Genomic DNA, 15,943 nt, shown 5'->3' with positions numbered 1-15,943 from the left:
GCGCACCCTCAGACTTTACCGGCTTCACGGCGTATCGCCCTTGCAAGAAACAGGAACAACGCCACCGCCAGGAAATAAAACGGGATTAGTGTGTAAAAAGCGAGCTGCAGGGAATTATCCGGATGGGCGTCGCGAAAGAAATCACTCGCCATGCCAAGATAAGTTGGACCGAAGCCAAGACCAATCAAATTCATCACCAGTAATAAGAGCGCGCCGGATAGGACGCGCTGATGCGGCTCCACTTCTTCCTGAACCAGCGCGACCGCAGGCGAAAGATAGAAATAATTGAAGAATGTCGGAACGGCCAGAAAGATCATCGCGAGCGGCCATCCCGGCGCCCAGACAAAACCGAAGAAGAATGGAACAGCGAGAAGAAGCGCCACCGCGGGCACATAGGCATAGGCGGCTTTCGAGCGCTTGCCGAGCCAGTCAACAAGACGCCCCGAGACATACATCCCGGCGCTGACAAAAATGCCGACAAGCAGTGCGTAGTAAAGCGCGACCTCGCTGAGGGTCATCCCCTTTTCGCGCATCAGGAAAAGCGTTGTGAAATTCACCACTGCATAGGTCACGAACTGCGTTGCTCCGCTTGCGAGCGCAATCAGAATGAGCGTCGGGCGTGTGAAAAACATGCGGCAGGTCGACCAGAACCCGGCGGCCGGCGCAGTTTCCACCGGCGCGGATGCGGCCCCTTGCTTGACATCAAGCCCGCCACGCTTTGGTTCGCGCACAAAGAAAAAAACCACAAGTGCCGCGATAATACCGACAACGCCAACAGAAACGAACGCATCGCGCCAGCTATAGGCGGCGGCGATTGAGGCGCCGAATGCAACACCCAGCGCCATTCCGATCGGCGGGCCCATATTATAAAGGCCCAATGCGCGCCCACGCGTGCCCGACGGAAAATAGTCAGAGATAATGGCGTAGGACGGCGGCACGCCGCCGGCTTCGCCAACGCCAACGGCCATGCGCGCAGCGACAAGTTGCGGAAAAGTTCTGGAAAGACCGCACGCGACCGTCGCCGCACTCCAGAGAAAGCAGGCGAACGCCAGGACTTTCACCCGATTGGTCCGGTCCGCGAACCAGCCGACCGGCAAGGCGATTAATGTATAAAACAGCGCAAAATACAGACCGGTAATGCGTCCCAATTGTCCGTCTGTAATCTGCAATTCGTCCTGAATGGGTTTAGCCAGAATCGAAATGAGCTGGCGATCCAGAAAATTCAACACATAGACGAAACACAACGCGCCCAGCACCCACCATGCACGCGCACCGGGCCCCGCTGCTTTTGCGGCGGGGCCCGTAGCAGACGCATTACCCACGTCAAACTTATGCGTAGCGCTCATATTCGTCACGGCTTAGTAGTCGTAACCGATACGAATGCCGATTGTGCGGGGGCGCAGTGTGCTCGCGCGAGCATCGGCAAACGCCTCCGGGTGACGGTAGACAATAGAATGATCGTCGAACAGGTTCTCGACATAGAGCGTCGCTTTGACTTGTTCGCCGAATTCGGCCCCAAGCGACATATTCACCGTCTGGTAGGATTCAGTGAAACCGTAAGTCGGCGTCACCGTCGTTGGATCGCCCGGAACATTCGGGAACTGGTTCGGGAAATCGCCGACATGCCGGGCGTTCACCGCGAAGGAGCCTCTCACATTAGGTGAAATGTAAGTGGTGTATTTAATATAGGCTCCGCCCTGAAAGGCCGGGAATGCAAGCTCGCCGCCGAGAACGGCGCCGGAGATCGCCGCCTCCTCCGGTGTCAGTTCCGTAATTTCCGTATCATTCAACGATCCATTCAAACCAATGGACAGTCCCTCCGTCGGAAACGCAGCAACTTCGAATTCGATGCCCTTGCTGCGCGCCTTCCCGATATTCGTGGCGAACTGAACTGAATCCGATACGCGGTTCGCCTGCACCTGGATGTTGCTCCAGTCGATCAGATAGGCGGCGAGATTGGCGGACAGTTTTCCGTCGAACCAGACGCCTTTGAGGCCGATTTCGTAATTCTTCAATTTGTCGGACGAAGCGCCGTCCGGAATGATGAGGTCTGTGGGGTCGACAACACTGGGAAGCCCCGCCCGCGCGTTGACCGCAGGCGTGCGGAAACCCGTCGAATACGTCGCATAGGTCGTGACGCTATCGACCGGCTTGAACGAAGCGCTGAACTTATAGGACGGGCCGGATTCTTCCCCGACGGCGCCGACTGCCGGTGCGGTTCCTGTAACCGTCAACGGGCCGGGAATGCCGAAGAGTGAGTTGACCAGATAGTTGCTGGTATACCCGCCAGTGGTGAAGCCCTGAACGTCCAGCTTGCCGTAGCGCAAACCACCCGTCATCCAGAAACGGTCGCTGAACCGGTAAGTCACCTCGCCGAAACCTGCAAGCTCGTTGGAGATCGCATGGTTGAAGGTGCGCTGATAATATTCGTCAACAAGCCCCGTCATTCCATTCGCCATGAGGAAGGCCGGATCAGAACGGTAAAAGAGATCTACGTCGCGTCTCTTGTAATAATAGAACAGGCCAGCGACCCATTCCAGCTTGCTGTCCATGGTCGATACCAGCCGCGCCTCTTCAACAAACGCTTTGTCAAAAGCAAATGCATCAAGCGCGAAAGGAATCGCTCCGCCAAACGTCGCGTCGAGATCGATAATAAATGACTGGTTGTAAGACGAATAAGTCGACGAACTGGTGAAGTTCGCAAAGCCTAAATCGACATCCACAGTGGCGTTGATGGAATCAAGGTTGCCGCCATAAATATCCGGCCGGCGTGAATTCCGTGTTTCGCGATCGCCGCCGCCGAGCGCAGGATTGATGAGCTGGGCGTCCTCCGGTTTGCTTTCTTCATGCAGCCCCATGAGACGCAAGGACGCGCCGTCTGTGGGCTCCCAGAGCACAACCACGCGGCCGCCCCAGTTTTTAAGCGTATTAGCGTTGTCGACGCCGGTCCCGATATTGGTGACCCAGCCTTCTTCGTTGCGATAGAAGCCGACAGCGCGCACCGCCAGCTTGTCTTCAACAAGCGGCACATTGATCATGCCATTATAGCGCTGGCGGAAGGAATCATCATCCGTCAGACCAAAGTCGACCAGCGCGGCGGCGTCAAACTCGTCAAGGTCGGGGCTTTTGGTCAGCAAACGCACAGCGCCCGCAAGCGAGCCGGAACCAAACAATGTGCCCTGAGGGCCGCGGAGAAATTCGACCCGCTCCACGTCAAAGAGCGTGGAGTCGAGCTGCGTGGAGTTGCCGTTCGCAGAGATCGGCAGTTCGTCCAGATAGACCGCGACCGAATTTTGCAGGTTCGCCTGGTACCCGTTGGTTGCGATGCCGCGCACGGAAAATGTGTTGAAGTTCGCGGTCGGCTTGTTGAGGACAGCGCCCGGCGTTTCGAAGGCGAGCCCCTCGTAACCGACGATGCCCTTCTCGGTGAGTTCGTCCTGCGAAAATGCCGTCACACTGAGCGGCACATCCTGAAGACTTTCCTCACGACGGGTCGCCGTGACGACAATCCGGTCATCATTCGCCTGGTCGCCAGACGACGCAGCGTCTGTCCCCTGCGCCATCGCAGAAGCGGACAGAACAAAAAAGGCGGCCGCCGACGCGGACGCGAGTAGCGCGTTTTTCATAGACTGTAACCCTCCCGTTCGCCGGTCTTTTCGCCGGCGCACAAACATTGTTGTGATTTCTATATAGCGGAAATTACACTCACTGACAAGCGTGTGAACATCTTGACCGCCGGAGGGAATGGGCGCCATACCCTCTGTCATGTCGATGTTTGCAAAACTGGATGGCAAGACAGCGCTTGTCACAGGGGCCTCAAGCGCCGGTTTCGGGCGCCATTTCGCGCATGTTCTGGCGGATGCCGGGGCGGCGGTCGTTGTATCGGCCAGACGCAAACCGGCACTGGACGAACTTGTTCAGGATATTGTCGGGAAAGGCGGAAAGGCCGCCTCGGTGGCAATGGACGTCACTGACATCGCATCGGTCACCGCCGTCATGAGCGAGCACGGCCCATTTGATATCGTCGTTAACAATGCCGGCGTATCCGTTGGGAATCCGATCCTCGATCAAACGGAAGATGACTATGACTTTGTCATCAACACAAACCTGAAGGGCGTGTGGAATGTCGGAAAGGAAGCCGCGCGCGGAATGAAAGACGCAGGGGTCGCCGGATCGATCATCAATATCGCATCGATCACCGGCCTTCGCCAGGTTCAGGCGATCAGCCCTTACGCCATATCAAAAGCCGGCGTCATACAGATGACAAAACAAATGGCGCTTGAATTCGCCAGATATGACATTCGCGTAAACGCCATCGCTCCGGGATATTTTGAAAGCGACTTAACGCGCGATTATTTCAAAACGGAAAGAGGCCAGGCGTTAATCCAGCGCGTTCCCATGCGCCGGCTTGGCGATTACAAAAGCCTGAACGGTCCCCTCCTCCTGCTGGCGTCAGATGATTCATCATTCATCACAGGCAGCGTCATCGCAGTCGATGGCGGCCATCTGTTAAGCCCGCTTTGATCAATTTGCGTCGTACAGCTTTTCCTGACCGTGGCATGCCTGCGGCCGATCTGACTGTACGACGCATAAGCTGAAAAGCGGATGCTTAATCCGCGGAGTCTTTAAATTTTTCCGTCGCCGAATCCGCCGCCGCCGTAATCGCGTCGCCGGCTTTGCCAAGCATCGAATCTTCACCGTGATGAGCGACCGCGACTTCCGTCAGCACAAGCCCGACCGTGAGAAGAAGTGCGCCGGCAGCCATTATCCTGTTTCCAACCATTGGAGTTCTCCTTCGTGTGCAGCGGGATAAGACGCCGCTGCGCATCGCGCGAGGCCCCTCGCGCGCAAACAAGATTTGCCGCATTGCAACACTTGCCTAGAGGGCAAAATGCCCGGGCCGAAAATAACACGTAACCGCTAAGCTCACGCGATAATCGTTCCCATGGGAACTACTTACCACCCAAGCTACTTGGTGCCCGCCTCAAGCCCCGAACTTCTTCGACGTGGGGAACCCCTTTGGAGCGATCTTGCCCGCCTGCGCGCGCTTGCCCAAATAGGACTTCCAATCATCGACCGTTTGCGTCCGGCCGGAACGATCGGTCCAGGTGAGGCCTTCCTTCTTCGAGAAAAGCTTGGCGTCGGATAACCCGCCATCGTGATATTTCTGAAGAACGACGCCCTTGCCGCGGGTCATCTCCGGCAGTTCAGACGATGCGAACACCAGGAACTTCTTGTTGTCCCCGACAACCGCGAGCATGTCGCCTTCAGCAGGACGGCAGACCGCCGCCTCTGCGCCCGACGCGACATTCAGAACCTGCTTGCCCTTACGCGTGTTCGACAGGCACTCGTCTTCCGGCGCAATAAACCCGTGCCCGGACGATGAAGCGACAAGAAACTTCCGGCCGCCCTCGTAAAGAAACGCAGACACCACCGCATCGTCATTGCCCATATCGAGCATCAGCCGGATCGGCTCGCCATGGCCGCGCCCGCCAGGCAGATTGGCGACATCAAGGGCGTAGAACTTCCCATTCGTGGCGAAGAGCATGAGCTTGTCTGTCGTCTGGGCGTGAACGACCCAGTGCTCGCGGTCGCCCTCTTTATATTTGATCGACTTCGCGTCCTCCACATGCCCCTTCATGGAGCGCACCCAGCCCTTTTCAGACAGGACAATGGTGACAGGCTCTTTCTCCACGAGAATATCGAGATCGATATCTTCAATCGCCGGCGCATCGGTGATGTCCGTGCGGCGCCGTCCAAGGTCCGATTTCGGATCAAACAGTTTTTTGACGTCTTTCAGCTCATCGGAGATTTTCGCCCACTGGGCTTCGTCCGATTTCAATAGAGCCTTCAGGGCTTTTTGCTCTGCGAGCAACTCCTTGTGCTCGGTCTTGATCTCCATTTCCTCAAGCTTGCGCAGGGAGCGCAGACGCATATTGAGGATCGCTTCGGTTTGCACCTCCGTCAGCTTGAAGGTCTTCATCAATTCCGCTTTGGGATCGTCCTCATAGCGGATGATGCGGATCACCTCATCGAGATTAAGATAGGCGATCAGGAAGCCGTCGAGAATTTCGAGGCGTCTGGCGATCTTGTCGAGCCGGAATTCGGTGCGCCTGCGCAAGACCTCCTTGCGGTGATCCAGATAAGCCTGCAACACCTCACGCAGCCCCATGACGCGGGGGCTCCCGTCGGCGCCGAGAACATTCATGTTGAGTGAAAAGCGCGATTCAAGATCGGTGATCTTGAACAGCGATTCCATCAGCGCCGCCGGTTCGATATTACCCGACTTCGGCTCAAGGATAAGGCGGATATCTTCCGCGCTCTCATCGCGTATGTCGGCAAGCGCAGGCAGTTTTTTCGCCTGCATCAATTCGGCGATTTTTTCGATCAGCTTCGACTTTTGAATCTGATAGGGAATTTCAGTGACGACGATTTGGTATTTGCCGCGCCCGAGATCTTCGGTTTCCCAGCGCGCACGCACCCGGAAACCACCGCGGCCCGTCGCATAAGCCTCTTCCATGGACGCCGCATCCTCGATGCACACGCCGCCCGTCGGGAAGTCTGGGCCTTTCACATATTTCAGGAGCGTTTCAGTGCGCGCATTCGGCGTCTTGATCAGATGCAGCGAAGCGTCAATCAACTCCGCCACATTATGCGGCGGGATCGAGGTCGCCATGCCGACAGCGATGCCGCTCGCGCCATTCGCCAGCAAGTTCGGAAACGCCGCCGGCAAGACGATGGGCTCTTTCCCCTCGCCGTCATAGGTCTCGCGAAAATCAACCGTGTCTTCGTCGATGCCATCGAGAAGAAGCTGCGCCGCTTCCGTCAGGCGGCTTTCGGTGTAACGCATGGCCGCGGCGTTATCGCCGTCGATATTGCCGAAATTGCCCTGCCCGTCGATCAACGGAACGCGAACGGAAAAGTCCTGCACGAGACGCACCATGGCGTCATAAATCGCCTGATCGCCATGAGGGTGGAAGTTACCCATGACCTCGCCGACGACCTTCGCGGATTTCTTGAAGCTACCAGAAGGCTTCAGATTCATCTGGCGCATGGCGTAGAGGATGCGCCGGTGGACAGGCTTCAAGCCGTCACGCACATCGGGCAGCGCCCGCGAGGTGATGGTCGAGAGCGCATAGGCGAGATAACGCTGTGACAGCGCCTCATCAAATGGCTCGAGAAAAATCTCGTCAGCGCGAGGCGGCTTGGGCGGTTTGGCGGATTTGGTCTTGGAACGCTTCATGGGCCTAGTCTCTAGCAGAGTCTTGAGGCTCCGCCAGTCCCTCGCGAACCTCTCCACGAAGCTGAACTGGCGGCGTTTTCCCCAGCCGCGCAATCATGTATTCCGGCCCCATGCTCGCATTTCTCGCCGACATCGCCGCTTTCCCACTCCTGATGCTCGCCCTGGCGGGGGGCGCCATGGGGTTTTCTGTAGAAGCCTTCGCCCGCGCCGCCCATTCCGGAGAGGCGCAGACGGCCGCGCTCACCATCGCGTTCCTTGCTGGCGTTTCGGAAATGCTCGGCCAGTCGGTGATTCTCGTGATCAATCGCGTCGCGCTTTACCGGTTTCTGGCGAGCCTCGCCTTCACTGGTTTCACCTATGTGCTGACGGCGCTTGCCTGGGCGCTCTCGGCTGTGGCCGTGGCCCCGCTGACTCGGCTCGGCGTGCTTGGCCCCCATGAAATCGCAGGCGTCTTCGGCGTCGTTTCACTCGCCTTCGCGCCGCGTCTTTTCGGCGTCTTTTCAATCGCCCCCTATTTTGGTCAGGCGCTCGGCAATCTTCTCGAGGCCTTCGCCATGGCGCTCGCCGTCTTCGGACTGCATGCAGGTTTTGGCCTGCCGCTTCATGCGGCGGTTTTTTGCGGCGGCGCCGGATGGCTCCTTTCATACAGCGTCAGAAGTTATCTCGGTCATTTGCTGGCAAAACCGCTCGGCCGGGTGCGGTTTTTTGTTTCCGGATCGGCGCTCGACAAGACGCCAAAGCAGATCATCGAAGATTTGGCGCGGCGTCTCGGCGTTGAGGGCGACACATGATCTCCGACGCGCTTCTTGCAGCATTCGGCCTCGGGATTTTCGCCCTGCTCCTGACGGCGGCCCTGTCGCCGCTCGAAACCTTGAGCTGGTGGGCGGGCTGGACCGAGGAGGAACTGGATGAAACGACCCCGCCGCCGCCGAACCCTGACAGCAAACCTCGGCGCTATATCGTCTACCTCTCCGGCGTCGCGTCTCTGTCAGGCGAATTTCTATTGCCCCGGGAGAGGTCTTTTATCCGCAAGCTGCACAACCGATTTCCCGACGCCGTCATTGTGTCGGATGTTTTTCCCTATTCTCCGAACGGCATGCCGCTTTTGGAAACCCCTCGCCTGTTCGACCGGATCTGGCGGCGCGCTCAGATGTTGAAACTGCGCGAGCGCGAGTCGCTGTTTCACACCCTCATCAACCTGCGCAATATTTTTCAGGTGATGGTTTCCGCGGACCATCGTTATGGCCCTATCTTCAATCAGGGCGCCGCCAATGTCATCGAAACAGCCCTCATAGAGGACGGTTACACCCGTGGTTCGGGCGCGCCGGTGATCATCATCGGCTATTCTGGCGGAGCGCAGGTCGCGGTTGGCGCCGCGGCGTTTTTGAAAGCCCGCCTGAATGCGCCTATCGACGTCATCTCGCTCGGCGGCGTTCTCGCCTCCGACCCCGGCCTTCATTATCTGCGCAAGCTTCACCACATCACCGGCGACAAGGACAATATTGAGCGCGTCGGCGCCATTATTTTCCCCGACCGCTGGAAGCTGATGGGCTATTCCGACTGGAACGCCGGTAAAAAAGACGGGCGCATCGAAATTCACCGGCTGGCGAATATGAGTCACGCAGGCGTCAAAGGCTATTTCGGCCGCCCGCCGGTCAATGGCGTTTCCAATGCTGAACGCACGCTGGAACAAATCGCAGACTTAATCTGACCGCGAAAAGAAAAAGAGCCGCAAGACCGGTTTCCCGGGGCTTGCGGCTCAATTGAACGCTACAGGAGGGAGAGGCTAGAAATTGACTCTCGCGCCGATGACGAAGCGCCGGCCAAGCACGTCATGTACAGACTGGTTCGTCTGCTGTGTGTAGCCAAAGAACGCACTGTAATAGGGTGTGACCGGCGGATCCTGATCAAGCACGTTAGTCATGTTGCCATACAGCTCGATCCCTGCCCCGTTATCAAGTTCATGACGATAGGTGACGCCAAGATCGAGATAGAAGACGCTGTCGACATGATTGCTGCCGATGTCGACGCCTTCGACGAGACTGTTCTCGATCGTGCCGCCACCGATATAGCGGCCTTGCAGAAAGGTTCGGACCGGCCCGTATTCATAAGTGAGGCTCGTCGTGAACTTGAACTCCGGCAGCGCGTAAGCAATGCCGTCGGACTGTTGAAGGCCGATCTGTCCGGCGCGATCAATCTTGTTCGTGCCGGCAAGGGTTTCGGAGTTTTCATCAAGCCAGGTGCCGAAGAATCTCCAGCTGATGGATTCATCGCCGCCAAACAGGCTGATGTCGCGCTGATAGGAGGTCTCAAGGTCGATACCACTGATCTTGGCCTGGTCCACATTGACGAAAACGTCGCCGATCAACACGATCCGGTCTGTCATCGTATCACGGCTGACAAGATCGCAAAGATCAAGCGCGCCTTCTTCACACCGGTCAGCGACCGCTTGCACGCCGAGTTGTCCAATCGCATCGTCGATCTTCACCTGATACCAGTCTGCAGACAGAGAGAAACCGTCGATGAAAGATGGCTGATAGACGAAACCGACGGTGATCGTGTCGGCTTTCTCCGGCGAGACCAGCGGGTTGCCGCCTGAGAAACGGGTCACGTTGATCACGCCGTCACCTGGATAACGCGGGTCCGTAATCGTCGCTGAACCGCCGGTCTTGTCGAAACGCTCCGACAAATTGGCTGCGCGCACGTCGCGCGAATAAGTGCCGCGGAGGCGGAAGTCCTCCGTCATCTGCCAGTCGAGACCGCCTTTCCACGCCCAAATGCTACCAGAGCCTGAATAATCGGCCCAGCGGGCGGCGCCGTGTAGCGTGAGCTGTTCCATCAACGGCGCGTCCGCGACGAGCGGCACGAGCACTTCTGTGAACACTTCCGTGACTGTGCTCTTGCCGTTGATGTTCGAGACTTTCGAATATTGAAGGCCAACGGTGTTGCCGCAATCCGGCGCGCTGACGCCCCTGAGGCCCGCAGCGATCGCTTCCGGATCAGAATCGCAAAGCACCGGATGGCCATTGTCATGGTCAGAAGGCGGATTGGTCGGATCGCGAACGATCTGGCGGATTTTCTCCTCACGGTGCGAACCGCCAAACGCCATGGAAATCGGCCCCGCGCCCCAGCCTTCGTAGACTTCACCACTCGCCGACAGCTCAAAAAGATGCTGCCGCATATTCGTGATGTTCACTTTGGCCTCTTGCGTCGTGTAGGTGTCGGTGACGCCTAGGTCGAAACCAGTGTCTGCGAAATAGATCGGCGTTGTGATCGTGTCGCCGGGCTCATAGCCAACGACCCAGTCAACCGCCGCTTCTGATGCGTTGCCGCGGCCAAAGAGATTGAGCGGCTCGCAGTCGGCGAACGTGTCATTGAACAGCGTCGTTCGGCAAACGATGTTGCCAGACCCGTCATCAACAGCGTCCACGGCGGCGTGAATGCGGTCAACGCGGAGGCCGACCTGATAGGCTTGGCGTTTGTTGCGGCCATACTGATAATAACCATCTACGGACCAGCCGTTCATGAAACCGCCATTCTCAACCTGCCAGTTGAAGCCGCCAGTGATCGAGTGCAGCACACTGTCATCATAAATCCGCATGTCACGGCCAATATCCTCTAGGCTGCCCATGCGTTTCAGCGTGAAGGACGGAATCATCTCATCCATCATGATCTGCCGGACATCGTCTGGCAGGAATGCGTTGTCGGCGAAAATGGTAATCGCCGTCGGCGTGCCATGCAGCGAGCCACGCGGGTAGTTTGGCTGGTTGGTTTTGTTTTGACCGCGGATATATTGCGCAAAAACCTTGAAGTTGTTCGCCAGTTCATAATCGGCATAAGCGAAGATATTATTGCGCTCAACATCCGGATAAAGCGACGGCGCCTCGGCGCCGAGATCGTCGCCGCTGCCGCCATTCGCAATTGAGTGGCGCGCCGGCGGAATGCCAAACGGGAATTGCGACGGAGAGCCGGTGACAAAAGGTTGAATGCCGGACCCGTCAGACAGAAACTCGCTCTGGTCAAGCGACGTGCCCGGCGCGACGATGAGGCCGTCGAAGCTTGAATTGCGTGACACGACATTTGGGTAGAGTTGCGGCACGCCGCCCGCATCATTGATCAGACCCCAACCCTGATACCAGTCACGGTCCTCGTAACTGAAGACGCCGTCCTGATCGAAGAGTTCGCCGGAGACCAGGAAATGGCCTCGATCACCGATGTCCGTTCCGAAAGAAAGAGAGACTTCATAGTTGTCGCCATCGCCTCGCGTCGTCTGGCCCCATTGGCCATGCGCATCAAAACCGGTGAAGTCGGTGTCGAGAATGAAGTTGGTGACGCCCGCCACGGCGTCGGTGCCGTAAGCCGCCGAGGCGCCGCCGGTCACCGTCTCCACCCTGCTGATCATTGCCTCAGGGAACGCGTTGATATCAACGCCGCCGAAGGCCGTTGAAGATATCATCCGGCGTCCATTCAACAATGTCAGCGTGCGGTTGATGCCAAGGCCGCGCATATTGAGGTTGCCGTAACCGCCGCGCAGGAACCATGTTTCTGTAATGGAATTCGGCGTCTGATTGCCGAAGAATTGCGGCAACTGGCTGACGGCTTCAATAATGTTGCCCGGCGCCATAGTCGACAGCAGTTCCGCATCGACCGAAGTTACCGGCACCGGCGTCTGCATGCCCGTCTGTGCGATGCGGGTGCCTGTGACGGTGATGGTGTCCGAGTTTGTCTCGCCATCCTGCGCCAAAGCAGACGCCGCGCCGAGACTGAGCACAGCTCCCGCCGCCACGCAGCAGGACAATCTTCGTTTAAAACTCACCGCCTGTTTGACGGCTCTCTCGCCCCGTATGTTCATGTATGCCTCCCATATATTAGTTTTTTATCACCACCCGACTCCTGAAGCCGGGCTGTTTTCTTCAGTTCGTTAAGGTCGAAGCCCGTTCTCTTCGTGATAGGTCTCCCAAAGAGACAGCATCGCGTTGAGCCGGCGCCGCTCAGTGCTGCTCAAATCATTTTGTTCCTGCGGATCTTGCGCGATGTTGTAGAGGCGCCATGACGCGTCATCCTGGTCTGTGGCGTCCCAAACCAGTTTCCAGTCGCCCTGACGCAGCGCCTTGTGGCCGTAAAGCTCCCACCCCACCGCATCTGACGTGTCGTGAATCGACGCTTGCGGATCCTCCAGCGTCGCGAGGATCGAACTGCCCTTGACGGGAAAGACCGTCCGCCCCCGATAAGCGCCGTCCGGAAGCGACGCATCCGCTAGATCCATAAAGGTCGGCAGAACATCCATCACGGTGACGAATTGACTGTTGCGTTCACCGCTTGAAACAAGATCCGGATAATGCGCGAAAGCAGGCACATGAATGCCGCCGTCAAAGGCCGTCATTTTCGCGCCGTGAAATGCGACAGAACTCGCCCGCGCCCAGTTCGGCCCGTACATGACGTATGAATCGCTGTTTCCGAGATTGTCGTAGGAATTGTCGCAACACTCTGCGACCCAGTCGGAAATGGGCGGCGCAAGATCCCGGCGGATGGCTTCTGGCCCATTGTCAGACATGAAAAAGATGAAGGTGTTGTCGAATTCGTCAATGGATTTGAGATAGTCGATGACACGGCCGATATAGGCGTCGAGCTCGCTCACCATCGCGGCGTAGATTTCCATTTTGCGCGATTCAATCCGCTGTTCTTCTTCCGTAAGGTCTTCCCAGGCGGGCTGTCCTTCGACGGGCGGCAATTCCTCCGCGTCCGCCGGAATAAAACCGCGCTCTTTCATGCTGGCGAAGCGGCGCTTGTATAGCGCTTCATAACCGTCATCATATTGGCCTGAGAATTTTTCAATCGAAGCGCGCGGCGCCTGCAACGGCCAATGGGGCGCCGTATAGGCGAGATAGGCGAAGAACGGTTTATCGTCTTCGCGTCCGCCTTCGATGTAGTCGATCATGCGCTCGGTGTAGAAACGCGTGGTATAGAAATCCTCGCCGACGGTGACCATTTCTTCGCCGTCACGATAAGGCGCAAGGCCCGGCCCGTTCCACGATAAGCCGCCAAGATGCGCGGCGCCGTCAATGGACACAAAAGACTTTTCAAACCCCCGCGCGCGCGGGCCAGTCTCAACCGTATGGCCGAGATGCCATTTGCCGGTCATGTAGGTGTGATAGCCTGCATCTTTCATCAGGTTCGCCATGCTGGCGACACGGAAATTCAGATAGCTTTCATAACCGGGCTGACCTGCTTGCGCCGGATCGGTTGACGGGTTCATCACGCCTAGCCCGGCAAGATGACTATCCGTTCCTGACATCAACATCGCTCGCGTCGGCGAACACGCCATATGGGCGTAAAAATTGGTGAACAGCATGCCGTTTTTCGCCAGAGCGTCGATATTCGGCGTTGGGATTTCGCTTCCGAAGATACCAAGATCTGCGTAACCAAGGTCATCGGCGACAATGAGGAGAATATTGGGGCGTTTTGTTTGCGTATCGCCAGAGGGTGCGGACGCGCTCCTCTGCACTGGCGCTTGTTGCGCTGCAGTTTGAGATGCATTTTCGTCATTCCCACTCTGGCAGCTTGCAGCCAGAACAGAGAAGACGCAGACAAACGCGTTACGGATGGATTTCCGGCGCCGCACTATTCCCTCCCGCTGCGAGGCGCCGCCATTTTGCTTTTATTGGTCTTAAAAGCGCGCCGCAGATCGAATGTCACCGCCCGGTCCGGCCGCCTTTGACGGCAATCGCGGATAAGGCGTTATCGTTTCAATTCAGAGGGGCGCCCGCGGGAACAATGCATTTCGAACCAGGCCGGGAGCTCTCCACATGCGGCGCACCGCCGCTCCCATCTGGCTCCCTTTGCATGACCCGCCGAAATGACGCAAAAATCCATTTGGATTGAAACGGAATATTGCGGCAATGCGAACAGACCTCCCACCGGGTTGCCCCTCATGTGAATATGAACTCATATTCACATAATAATGTCAAGGAGGGGGTGAGAGTACGCTTATGAACGAGACGGTCGAACGTCTTCCCCAGCAGAACCGCAGTAGGGTCACAGCCGAAAAATTCATCACAGCTGCCTTCAAGATGTTGGAAACGCAGACTTTTGCAGAACTCTCCGTGGGCGAGCTTGCCCGGAGCGCCAAGCGGTCCGTTGGCTCATTTTACCAGCGCTTCGGCAGCAAGGAGGAGTTTCTGAAAATCCTTATCGTAGATTTTCTTGAAACCGGAATCGGAGATGAGGCCGCCGCCGTCTGGAAAGGAAAGAGCCCAAAACAGGTTTACGCCAAGTTCCTCGAAGACACCTATGACCGGATTTTGAGCCACCGGAATCTCTGGCATGCAGTCCTTGAAATGTCGGCCAGCGATCCAAGCTTCTGGGCGGAGTTCGGACCTTATCGTGATCGCCGCCTTATGGATTTGATGACCGCCATTGAGGCCGCTTTGGGAAGAAAACTGACGCAAACCGAAAGCCGGAAGCTCGCCATCGCGGGCCAGGTTTTCAACAGCGTGATGAATAATCAGATCATCAATAGCCCCGGACCTCTTACGCTGGATGATGCGCAATTTTTCCCGACCATGGCCAAGATTGCGCTCGATGTGGCCGATCTTGAGGATTAGGCCCCGCCGTCACTTCGGTTCCGCGTTATCATAGACCAGCCGAAAGCCAATGTGATTGGTTCCCAGCCCCGTGTCTTGCGCGTGCCGCGCCGAGGGTCTGTAACGCATGCAATAATTTTCCGCACACAGATAGCTCCCGCCTTTGACGACCCGCACGGCGACGCCCGGATTGCGCGGATCGTAACTGCGATCCGCCGGCGGCCCTGAAAGCGAGCCCCCTTCCCCATCCTCATGCCCGGGAGCATACCAGTTTGCAGTCCACTCCCAGACATTGCCAATCATGTCGTACAAACCAAAGGCGTTTGGCTCAAAACAGCCTGCGGGTGCGACGCCCTCATAACCATCGCGTTTGGTGTTCTGGACGGGGAATATACCCTGCCAGGTGTTCGCCTCTTCTGGCGGCGCCGAGCGCATTACCGCGTTCGCACCGCCAGCATTCGCTGCATATTCCCATTCCGCTTCCGTCGGCAGACGCCCCCTCGCCCATTGCGCAAAGGCGAGCGCGTCTTCAAAGGCGATTTGGGTGACAGGCTCTGACGCAGACGCGGCTGGGTTATTCGGACCGCGCGGATAACGCCAATTTGCGCCGGGCACATATTTCCACCAGTTGAAAGCGCTAAGCGACATATTCGGGGACGGCTGAAACACCGCGCCGCCAGGTTCAAGCACCGCCGCGTTTACAATAGGAGCACCCTCGAAAGTCTCCTGATTTACAGGCTTTTCTGCAAGTGTGACATAGCCGGTCGCCTCAACGAACGCGGCGAAACGCGCTACCGTGACCTCAGCCGGATCGATCCAGAAGGATGACACGGCGACCTGATGCGCGGGCCCCTCTTCCGGATAAGCGTCATCAGCGCCCATCGTAAAAGCGCCACCCTTGATGAAAACCGGTTCGGATGGTGCGAAGCAGGCGCTGTCTTCAGAAACCGATTGAGACGGAGACTCTTCTGTGCGATCGCAGCTTGCGGAAAAAATCAGCGCCGCCAGCAATAGCGCGCATACTCCAATTTTTTTCTGCGTGACCATATCGATGCGCGCCCTCTCCGGCTGCGCAGGCTGTCAAGATCACCCAGAAACGTCAAGCTGGCGGCCAGTA

11 protein-coding genes are annotated in these 15,943 nt (G+C 57.4%); 4 read left to right on the top strand and 7 right to left on the bottom strand.

Annotated elements, in window-relative coordinates:
- Positions 1 to 8 precede the first annotated feature (8 nt).
- Both ACFOOP_RS10750 and ACFOOP_RS10745 read right to left on the bottom strand, forming a co-directional pair.
- Positions 9 to 1,346 carry a spinster family MFS transporter gene (locus tag ACFOOP_RS10750; protein ID WP_379880953.1) on the bottom strand — a complete coding sequence of 446 codons (1,338 nt, stop codon included), beginning with the start codon at positions 1,344 to 1,346 and terminating at the stop codon, positions 9 to 11.
- A gap of 12 nt (positions 1,347 to 1,358) precedes the next feature.
- The gene (locus ACFOOP_RS10745; protein ID WP_379880952.1) at positions 1,359 to 3,626 is read right to left on the bottom strand and encodes a TonB-dependent receptor; all 2,268 of its coding nucleotides are present in this window, start codon (positions 3,624 to 3,626) and stop codon (positions 1,359 to 1,361) included.
- Positions 3,627 to 3,744: 118 nt separating this feature from the next.
- On the opposite strand from ACFOOP_RS10745, the gene ACFOOP_RS10740 reads away from it, so the two are divergent.
- Positions 3,745 to 4,524 carry an SDR family NAD(P)-dependent oxidoreductase gene (locus tag ACFOOP_RS10740; protein WP_379880951.1) on the top strand — a complete coding sequence of 260 codons (780 nt, stop codon included), beginning with the start codon at positions 3,745 to 3,747 and terminating at the stop codon, positions 4,522 to 4,524.
- Positions 4,525 to 4,609: 85 nt separating this feature from the next.
- On the opposite strand, the gene ACFOOP_RS10735 is transcribed toward ACFOOP_RS10740, so the two are convergent.
- Entirely contained in the window at positions 4,610 to 4,765 is a 156-nt protein-coding gene (locus tag ACFOOP_RS10735; protein WP_379880950.1) for a hypothetical protein, read from the bottom strand.
- Positions 4,766 to 4,984: 219 nt separating this feature from the next.
- Positions 4,985 to 7,243, bottom strand: coding sequence for a DNA topoisomerase IV subunit A (gene parC / locus ACFOOP_RS10730; RefSeq protein WP_379880949.1), 2,259 nt, complete (start codon positions 7,241 to 7,243; stop codon positions 4,985 to 4,987).
- 95 nt (positions 7,244 to 7,338) lie between these two features.
- Here parC and ACFOOP_RS10725 point away from each other — a divergent pair, with 95 nt between their 5' ends.
- Complete coding sequence (locus ACFOOP_RS10725) at positions 7,339 to 8,034, top strand: hypothetical protein (RefSeq protein ID WP_379880948.1); 696 nt, start codon at positions 7,339 to 7,341, stop codon at positions 8,032 to 8,034.
- Positions 8,031 to 8,954 carry a hypothetical protein gene (locus tag ACFOOP_RS10720; RefSeq protein ID WP_379880947.1) on the top strand — a complete coding sequence of 308 codons (924 nt, stop codon included), beginning with the start codon at positions 8,031 to 8,033 and terminating at the stop codon, positions 8,952 to 8,954. Before ACFOOP_RS10725 ends, ACFOOP_RS10720 begins: the two co-directional genes overlap by 4 nt.
- A gap of 75 nt (positions 8,955 to 9,029) precedes the next feature.
- On the opposite strand, the gene ACFOOP_RS10715 is transcribed toward ACFOOP_RS10720, so the two are convergent.
- Both ACFOOP_RS10715 and ACFOOP_RS10710 read right to left on the bottom strand, forming a co-directional pair.
- On the bottom strand, positions 9,030 to 12,029 hold the full coding sequence (locus tag ACFOOP_RS10715; RefSeq protein WP_379880946.1) for a TonB-dependent receptor plug domain-containing protein: 3,000 nt from the start codon (positions 12,027 to 12,029) through the stop codon (positions 9,030 to 9,032).
- A 135-nt stretch (positions 12,030 to 12,164) separates the two neighbouring features.
- A complete protein-coding gene (locus ACFOOP_RS10710; RefSeq protein WP_379880945.1) occupies positions 12,165 to 13,748 on the bottom strand; it encodes an arylsulfatase in 1,584 nt (527 codons plus the stop codon).
- Between the two features lie 484 nt (positions 13,749 to 14,232).
- Between ACFOOP_RS10710 and ACFOOP_RS10705 the strand changes: the two genes are divergently transcribed.
- Positions 14,233 to 14,847 carry a TetR/AcrR family transcriptional regulator gene (locus ACFOOP_RS10705; protein WP_379880944.1) on the top strand — a complete coding sequence of 205 codons (615 nt, stop codon included), beginning with the start codon at positions 14,233 to 14,235 and terminating at the stop codon, positions 14,845 to 14,847.
- A 9-nt stretch (positions 14,848 to 14,856) separates the two neighbouring features.
- Here ACFOOP_RS10705 and ACFOOP_RS10700 read toward each other — a convergent pair whose 3' ends face one another.
- On the bottom strand, positions 14,857 to 15,873 hold the full coding sequence (locus tag ACFOOP_RS10700; RefSeq protein ID WP_379880943.1) for a formylglycine-generating enzyme family protein: 1,017 nt from the start codon (positions 15,871 to 15,873) through the stop codon (positions 14,857 to 14,859).
- Positions 15,874 to 15,943: the final 70 nt, after the last annotated feature.

Source organism: Hyphococcus aureus, from assembly GCF_042643165.1.
In the GTDB taxonomy this organism is placed as follows: Bacteria; Pseudomonadota; Alphaproteobacteria; order Caulobacterales; family Parvularculaceae; genus Hyphococcus; species Hyphococcus aureus.
The sequence above is the reverse complement of the archived record's forward strand: the minus strand, read 5'-3'. Positions and strand labels throughout refer to the sequence as shown.

Bases quoted from the DNA above. Each gene is read 5' to 3' on its own strand.
- ACFOOP_RS10750 (WP_379880953.1), bottom strand. From the start codon at position 1,346: ATGAGCGCTACGCATAAGTTTGACGTGGGTAATGCGTCTGCTACGGGC.
- ACFOOP_RS10745 (WP_379880952.1), bottom strand. From the start codon at position 3,626: ATGAAAAACGCGCTACTCGCGTCCGCGTCGGCGGCCGCCTTTTTTGTT.
- ACFOOP_RS10740 (WP_379880951.1), top strand. From the start codon at position 3,745: ATGGGCGCCATACCCTCTGTCATGTCGATGTTTGCAAAACTGGATGGC.
- ACFOOP_RS10735 (WP_379880950.1), bottom strand. From the start codon at position 4,765: ATGGCTGCCGGCGCACTTCTTCTCACGGTCGGGCTTGTGCTGACGGAA.
- parC (WP_379880949.1), bottom strand. From the start codon at position 7,243: ATGAAGCGTTCCAAGACCAAATCCGCCAAACCGCCCAAGCCGCCTCGC.
- ACFOOP_RS10725 (WP_379880948.1), top strand. From the start codon at position 7,339: ATGTATTCCGGCCCCATGCTCGCATTTCTCGCCGACATCGCCGCTTTC.
- ACFOOP_RS10720 (WP_379880947.1), top strand. From the start codon at position 8,031: ATGATCTCCGACGCGCTTCTTGCAGCATTCGGCCTCGGGATTTTCGCC.
- ACFOOP_RS10705 (WP_379880944.1), top strand. From the start codon at position 14,233: ATGAACGAGACGGTCGAACGTCTTCCCCAGCAGAACCGCAGTAGGGTC.
- ACFOOP_RS10700 (WP_379880943.1), bottom strand. From the start codon at position 15,873: ATGGTCACGCAGAAAAAAATTGGAGTATGCGCGCTATTGCTGGCGGCG.